Raw genomic sequence first — 6,450 nt, 5'->3', positions numbered from 1 at the left:
TGCCAGGCGCGTACGCGCCGGCCGATGGATCGTCCGGCGCGCGTTATACATGGCCGCCTGGGCCGCCGTCAGAGCAAAAGGAACAGCCCTGGGCGAGCGTTACCGCGCCCTGCGGGCGCGGGGAAAAGTAGCCAAGGTGGCCATCGTTGCCTGCATGCGATGCCTGATCACGGCCATCAATGCGATGGTCCGTGATCAGGCCGGATGGCGGCATGGGGCGGCTGTCTAAAAAAGACAGTTGCTCCCACATAAAGCCGGCTCCTACCGGGCAGGGGCGCGGGCGGCGTAAGCGTTAATCGCGGAAATTATCGAACTGCAGCGGCAGTTCCACGTCCGCCTTGCGCAACAGCGCCATTGCGGCCTGCAGGTCGTCGCGCTTCTTTCCGCTGACGCGCACCTTGTCGCCGTTGATCTGCGCTTCCACCTTCAGCTTCGCTTCCTTCATCGACGCGATGAGCTTCTTCGCGATCGGCTGCTCGATACCCTGCTTGATGGTGACCTTCTGCCGGGCCTGGGCGAGGTTCGACTCCGGCTTGCCGACATCCATGGCGCGGACGTCGATATGGCGCGCCGAAAGGCATTCGCGAAGGATGGGCATCAGCTGCTCGAGCTGGAATTCGTTGTCCGCCTTCAGCGTGACGGTGCTCTCTTCCAGCTCCATGCCGGCCGAGGTGCCTTTCAGGTCGAAGCGGCTCGTCACCTTGCGGTTGGCCTGGTCGATGGCGTTGGTGAGTTCGTGCTTGTCGACTTCCGAAATGATGTCGAAGGAGGGCATGACGGGGATCCCAAAGTCGTGGCGAGGTCAACAAGTTTACGCGAGGGCGGTACCATGTGTGTTTGCGCGACGGAAAACCCAGCATGGAATACGACGTCCTCGTCATCGGGGCGGGCGCGGCAGGCCTGATGACGGCCATCGTCGCGGGCGGCCGCGGCAAGCGCGTGCTGGTGGTCGACCACGCCAATCGGGCCGGCAAGAAGATCCTGATGTCCGGTGGCGGGCGCTGCAATTTCACCAATACCGCCACGACGCCGGCCAATTTCCTCTCGGCGAACCCGCATTTCTGCAAGTCCGCGCTGGCCCGCTATACGCCGTGGGACTTCATCGCGATGGTCGACAAGCATGGGATCGCCTGGCACGAGAAGTCCCCGGGGCAGCTGTTCTGCGACGATTCCTCCAAGCAGATCGTGCGCATGCTGCTCGATGAATGCACGGCGGCCGGGGTTCGCGTCGAGATCAACTGTGCGGTGTCCCGTCTGCGCGCCACCGACACCGGTTTTGGCTGCGATACACCGCTGGGCCACGTGCGGGCTGCGTCCGTGGTGGTAGCCACCGGCGGGCTGTCGATTCCGAGCCTGGGCGCCACCGGCTTCGGCTACGAGCTGGCAAAGCAGTTCGGCCACGCCATCTTGCCGCTGCGCGCGGGCCTCGTGCCGCTGACGCTGAGCGGCAAGCACCAGGAGCGCTTCGAAGGCCTCGCTGGCGTGGCACTGCCCGTGGAGGCTGCGGCCAACGACGCAAGTTTTCGCGATGCGCTGCTCTTCACTCATCGTGGCCTCAGCGGCCCGGCCATCCTGCAGATCTCCTCGTACTGGGAGCCGGGCACCGACCTTCGCGTAGACCTGCTGCCGGGCATCGACGCCGCGGAGGCGCTGCTGGCAGCCCGTGACGAGCGTCCGCTCGCCGAACTCAAGACCGTGCTCGCCACCTTGCTGCCGCGGCGCCTGGCCGAGCGCCTGTGCGAAATCTGGCTGCCGAATCGTCCCATGCGGCAATACCGTGACGCCGAGTTGAAGGACATCGGCGCACAATTAGCCAGTTGGCCGGTCGTGGCCAGCGGTACCGAGGGCTATCGCACGGCCGAGGTCACCCTCGGCGGCGTGGATACCGACGAGGTCTCGTCGTCCACCCTGATGTCCAAACGCCAGCCCGGCCTCTATTTCGTCGGCGAAGTGCTCGATGTGACGGGGCACCTGGGTGGCTATAACTTCCAATGGGCCTGGGCCTCCGGCAATGCCGCTGGCCTGGCCGTCTGACGCGGAGCAACGTATGCGGATCGGTTTTATCGGACTGGGCAACATGGGCACCGGCATGGCCGGTACCCTGATCAAGGGTGGCCACGAGCTGACGGTATGGAACCGCTCGGCGGACGCGGCGAAGCCGCTGGCGGAGCAGGGCGCGAAGGTAGCCGCCAAACCCGTGGACGCTGCCACCGGCGCCGAGGTACTGCACAGCATGCTGGCCAACGACGCCGCCGTGCGCGAGGTCATCCTCGACAGTGGCGTGCTCGATGCCTTGCCGAAGGGCGCTGTCCACGTGAACCACGCGACCATTTCGGTTGCGCTGGCGCAGGAGTTGATCGCGGCGCACGAGAAACGCGGTCTCGGCTATGTCGCGGCGCCCGTTTTCGGTCGTCCCGAAGTAGCTGCCGCGGGCAACCTCAACGTCGTCGCTTCCGGCAAGCCGGACGCGGTAGCGAAGGTGCAGCCGCTGCTCGAGCTGATCGGGCAGAAGGTCTGGCCCATGGGCGACGACCCGATCCGCGCCACCATCGTCAAGATCGGCGGCAACTTCCTGATCGGTGCGGCGATCGAGAGCATGGCCGAGGCGACCACGCTGACCCGCGCCCACGGCGTCTCGGCGGCGGATTTCCTCGATGTCATGTCGAATTCGCTGTTCGCCTCGCCGATCTACAAGATCTACGGCGGCATGATCGCCGCGCAGACCTATACGCCGGCGGCATTCAAGCTGAGCCTGGGCTTCAAGGACATCGGCCTGGCCCGCGCCGCAGCCGATGCCAAGCGCGTGCCCATGCCGTTCGCCAGCGTCTTGCACGACGCCTTGCTGGAGTCCCTGGCGGCGGGTGACGGCGAGCTGGACTTCTCGGGCCTGGCCCGTGTGGCCGAGGGCAGGGCACACCTGAAGGACTGACGCCGGTAAGGATTTCGGCAAGCCTTCACAATCATTACCCCTGCGGGTCCGCGACAATCGGACCAGCACGCTGTTGTGCAGCTGAGGAGGGACATCATGACGGTAAGCTGGAAGACGGTATACGAGGGCATGCACGAGGGTCGCGCGGTCCTCGTGAAGGAATCGAACGACGGCACCTTCAAGCTCGCCACCAAGCAGATCTACCACGACGAAGGCATTGCCTACCAGGAAGGCAGTCGCTACGTGCATGTCTCGCCGGCCAGCGTCGGTGAAGAAGTCGAAGTGGAAGCGAACTCGCGCGACTCGCTCGAGGAAGCCCTGAAGGAACTGCATTTTTCGTCGGACACCGTCACCGCGATCAGCGGCAAGCTGGCCTGACGATCGAACCTGCGTTTCTGCCATGATGGGGGCTCGTTCCCCCATCCCGGTGAGCACCGTCCATGGCAGAAACGATGTCTTCGACGATGGAACGTACCGTTCCTCGCGTCCTGATGTGCGCACCCACGTTCTTCGAAGTCAGCTACGTCATCAACCCATGGATGACCGGCCACATCCACGACACGACCTCCGAACGCTCCCGCAGGCAGTGGGACGCCCTCCGCGAAACGGTGTCGCGCCATGCGGACGTCGCGCAGGAAGAGCCCGCGCAGGGCCAGCCCGACATGACCTTTGCCGCCAACGCCGGTCTGGTCTTCGGCAATACCTTCGTTCCCAGTCGCTTTCGATACGCCGAGCGTCAGGGCGAGGAAGGCCCTAACCGGGCCTGGTTCATCCGCCACGGTTTCGACATCGCGGATCTCCCTGACGACGTCTTCTTCGAGGGTGCCGGTGACGGCCTGTTCGATCGCGGCGTCTCGCGTCGCCTGTGGATGGGTTACGGTCATCGATCCGATCAGGCTGCGGCACCCGCACTGGCGCGGCTGCTCGACGTGGAAGTGCTGTCGCTGAAACTCGCCGATCCGCGCTTCTACCACCTGGACACCTGTTTCTGCCCGCTGGCGAACGGCTACACGCTGTATTTTCCGGCAGCGTTCGACGCGCCGTCATTGGCACTGATCGAGAAGCACGTCCCGCCGAGCCACCGCATCGCGGTACACGAGCACGACGCCCTCGATTTCGCCTGTAATGCGGTGAACCTGGGCAAGGTGGTGATCCTCAACCGCGCCAGCCCGGATCTGCGTTCGCGTCTGGAGGGGGCCGGGTTCATGGTGATCGAAGTCGCGCTGGACGAGTTCATGAAGTCGGGCGGTGCAGCCAAGTGCCTGACGTTGCGCCTGGATGAAGCCGTCGGCGCCTAGCCGCTGGCTTTTGTAGGAGCCGATTCATCGGCGAAGGCCGGTCGCGATGCGCCCCATGTAACCAGCGGCTTACGCCGCCTCACGCTTGTGGGTGCGTTGGGAGGCGCGAGGGGCAAGGCCCTTGGGGCCGCGGCGCGGCTCTTCGAGACGTGAAGTGGTCAAGTATTTCTAGACACCCGATAGGGTATTTTTTCGGGCCGTCAGCATCTCGTGGATGGCTGGCGGGACCTGTCCGTTGGCCGCATGCAGGCGCCGATAGTTGTAATACGACGTCAGGAAGATCGTGGCATCGCTCTCGGCTTCGTGACGGCTGTCGTAAGTCCGTTGCATCCATTCGGTCTTCAGCGTGGCAAAGACCCGCTCAGCGACCGCGTTGTCCCAGCAGCATCCCTTTCGACTCATGCTTTGGGTGATCCCTAATCCTTGCAGCCGTCGGATGAAGCCAAAGCTGTTGTATTGAGAGCCCTGGTCGGAGTGGAACATCAGCTCGCCCGAAGGCTTGCGTTCTTTCACCGCCATATCCAGGGCGGCCAGCGCCAGCTTGGCGTTGGGCTGGGTCGAGAACGCCCAGCCAACGATCCGCCGGGCATACAGATCCACCACGATGGCTAGGTACAGCCAACCCTGCCGGGTCGGCAGGAACGTGATGTCGCCGACCCAGACCTGGTTGGGCCGGGCCACGTTGAATTGCTGTTCGAGACGATTGGGGGCGGGCACCGCCGCCTTGCTCGCTCTTCGATAGGAGCGCCGGCGCACCCGCTCGGCCCACACGCCAGCCTTCTTCATCAGGGTCCGTGCGCGATATCGACCCGTCGGCATGCCTTGCCGCGCAAGCTCCGCAGCCATGCGGCGTGTGCCATAGCTACCTCGGCTCTGCCGATGAATCTGTCGGACCGAGGCCACCGCCTTCGGCTCGACAGGAACCGGCCGTTCCTCCGCGCCCCGCCCGGCGTAGTAGCTGCTGCGGGGATATTCCATGGCGTCGCAAAGCTGGGTGACAGGGTACGCCCTCTTCAGTTCGTCGATCACCGCCGTGGGCGATCGTTCTCCCGAACGAAGAAGGCGATAGATTTTTTTAGCAGTTCGCGCTCCTCCTGGAGCGTAAGCACCTGCGCCTCGAGCTCGACGATACGTCGACGGTCCTCGTCGGCCGTCCTCTGACTGCCTGGTGCCGGATTCTCCGCCTGGTACATCGCCACCCACCGTCTTAACGCGGTAGAGCCGACATCCAACATCTCACACACCTGCCGTACCGAATGGCCTTCAGCCAATATCAGATGCACGGCCTCGTCCCGCTGAGCCTGCGTAATGTCTTTGCGTCCCATGGTTCACCTCGTTCTGGCTGTGAAGCCCTCTCGGGATGTCCAGAAAGATTAGACCACCTCAACGGGCCGTAGGTCCTCTTCCGCATTCCATGTGAACTGAGCGGCCCTCAGCTTAAGCGTCCCCAAGGGCCTTACCCCTCGCGCCACCGAACGCCGAGGTTGCGTGTGGCCGAGCAAACCGCCCGCCACTCACAGCCCCGCTCTTGTAGGAGCCGATTCATCGGCGATAACCAGATCGCGACAACGCCACGACGCCCGGACACCCGTCCGGACGCCCCGCGCATCGTCCGCGGACACGTCCGGCGTTCTTGGTCGATTCGCAAAACCCGCGCAAGAATGCGCCTTGCCGTTGATTTCCACCGTTGGCACGACCGATGCAGAGGTAACTACGACTCCACCTCAAACATCGTCAAAGGACAACGACCATGAAATTCGAAACCGCCATGCTGCATACCTTCTTCGCCGCCAGCGTTTTGACCTGCCTTCTGATGCTCGGTGCGTTCGTTGCATCGCCTGCGACGCATGTGGCTTCTGCCGCGGCGTTTGTTGTGGCGGTTCGCTGAGCGGCTCGACCTCATCGTTGGTGTCGCGAGTGGTGCTTTGCATCGCGACACAAGGGCGGTTCAATCGCTCGTCCAATGATCGCAAGGCCTCATTCGTTACCTCATAGCCTGAGGGTTCGCCGCTGAAGCGGCTCCTACGAGAGCGCGGTGCGTCGGTCATTCGATACGAGGCAACAAAGCGGCGGGGCGTTCTTGCCACACGCCACCTCAACGTTCGGTGTCGCGGTCGGGTTGGCCCTTGGGGCCGCTTAAGCTGAGGGCCGCTCAGTTAACGGGCGGAGCGAGCGCGGTCCCTACGGCCCGTCTCGAAGAGCCGCGCCGCGGCCCCAAGGGCC

Annotated in this window: 8 protein-coding genes and 1 pseudogene; 6 read left to right on the top strand and 3 right to left on the bottom strand. The window is 64.0% G+C overall.

Annotated elements, in window-relative coordinates:
- Window positions 1-229 (top strand): annotated as a pseudogene (locus AC1DSN_RS16795) (hypothetical protein); the annotation flags it as partial.
- A 63-nt stretch (window positions 230-292) separates the two neighbouring features.
- Here AC1DSN_RS16795 and AC1DSN_RS16790 read toward each other — a convergent pair.
- On the bottom strand, window positions 293-775 hold the full coding sequence (locus tag AC1DSN_RS16790; protein WP_063573449.1) for a YajQ family cyclic di-GMP-binding protein: 483 nt from the start codon (window positions 773-775) through the stop codon (window positions 293-295).
- 83 nt (window positions 776-858) lie between these two features.
- Between AC1DSN_RS16790 and AC1DSN_RS16785 the strand changes: the two genes are divergently transcribed.
- The 4 genes from AC1DSN_RS16785 to AC1DSN_RS16770 all read left to right on the top strand — a co-directional run bounded on the left by AC1DSN_RS16785 (window position 859) and on the right by AC1DSN_RS16770 (window position 4,227).
- Complete coding sequence (locus AC1DSN_RS16785; RefSeq protein WP_477296249.1) at window positions 859-2,034, top strand: BaiN/RdsA family NAD(P)/FAD-dependent oxidoreductase; 1,176 nt, start codon at window positions 859-861, stop codon at window positions 2,032-2,034.
- Between the two features lie 13 nt (window positions 2,035-2,047).
- Window positions 2,048-2,929 (top strand): NAD(P)-dependent oxidoreductase, encoded by an 882-nt coding sequence (locus AC1DSN_RS16780; protein ID WP_063573565.1) that lies wholly within the window; start codon window positions 2,048-2,050, stop codon window positions 2,927-2,929.
- Window positions 2,930-3,025: 96 nt separating this feature from the next.
- The gene (locus AC1DSN_RS16775; RefSeq protein WP_063573566.1) at window positions 3,026-3,307 is read left to right on the top strand and encodes a hypothetical protein; all 282 of its coding nucleotides are present in this window, start codon (window positions 3,026-3,028) and stop codon (window positions 3,305-3,307) included.
- 86 nt (window positions 3,308-3,393) lie between these two features.
- Window positions 3,394-4,227, top strand: coding sequence for a dimethylarginine dimethylaminohydrolase family protein (locus tag AC1DSN_RS16770; protein WP_477296250.1), 834 nt, complete (start codon window positions 3,394-3,396; stop codon window positions 4,225-4,227).
- Between the two features lie 168 nt (window positions 4,228-4,395).
- Here AC1DSN_RS16770 and AC1DSN_RS16765 read toward each other — a convergent pair whose 3' ends face one another.
- On the bottom strand, window positions 4,396-5,256 hold the full coding sequence (locus AC1DSN_RS16765) for an IS3 family transposase (RefSeq protein ID WP_477296251.1): 861 nt from the start codon (window positions 5,254-5,256) through the stop codon (window positions 4,396-4,398).
- A complete protein-coding gene (locus AC1DSN_RS16760) occupies window positions 5,253-5,552 on the bottom strand; it encodes a transposase (RefSeq protein WP_063573108.1) in 300 nt (99 codons plus the stop codon). Before AC1DSN_RS16760 ends, AC1DSN_RS16765 begins: the two co-directional genes overlap by 4 nt.
- Before the next feature lie 425 nt (window positions 5,553-5,977).
- On the opposite strand from AC1DSN_RS16760, the gene AC1DSN_RS16755 reads away from it, so the two are divergent.
- Window positions 5,978-6,115 carry a hypothetical protein gene (locus AC1DSN_RS16755; protein ID WP_477296252.1) on the top strand — a complete coding sequence of 46 codons (138 nt, stop codon included), beginning with the start codon at window positions 5,978-5,980 and terminating at the stop codon, window positions 6,113-6,115.
- The last annotated feature ends 335 nt before the right edge of the window (window positions 6,116-6,450 follow it).

Source organism: Luteibacter sp. P4_D7_3 (assembly GCF_056401735.1).
Note: the sequence above shows the minus strand (reverse complement) of the source record. Positions and strands in the feature narration are given on the sequence as shown.

Coding starts and splice junctions, on each gene's coding strand:
- AC1DSN_RS16790 (WP_063573449.1), bottom strand. CDS start 775: ATGCCCTCCTTCGACATCATTTCGGAAGTCGACAAGCACGAACTCACC.
- AC1DSN_RS16785 (WP_477296249.1), top strand. CDS start 859: ATGGAATACGACGTCCTCGTCATCGGGGCGGGCGCGGCAGGCCTGATG.
- AC1DSN_RS16780 (WP_063573565.1), top strand. CDS start 2,048: ATGCGGATCGGTTTTATCGGACTGGGCAACATGGGCACCGGCATGGCC.
- AC1DSN_RS16775 (WP_063573566.1), top strand. CDS start 3,026: ATGACGGTAAGCTGGAAGACGGTATACGAGGGCATGCACGAGGGTCGC.
- AC1DSN_RS16770 (WP_477296250.1), top strand. CDS start 3,394: ATGGAACGTACCGTTCCTCGCGTCCTGATGTGCGCACCCACGTTCTTC.
- AC1DSN_RS16760 (WP_063573108.1), bottom strand. CDS start 5,552: ATGGGACGCAAAGACATTACGCAGGCTCAGCGGGACGAGGCCGTGCAT.
- AC1DSN_RS16755 (WP_477296252.1), top strand. CDS start 5,978: ATGAAATTCGAAACCGCCATGCTGCATACCTTCTTCGCCGCCAGCGTT.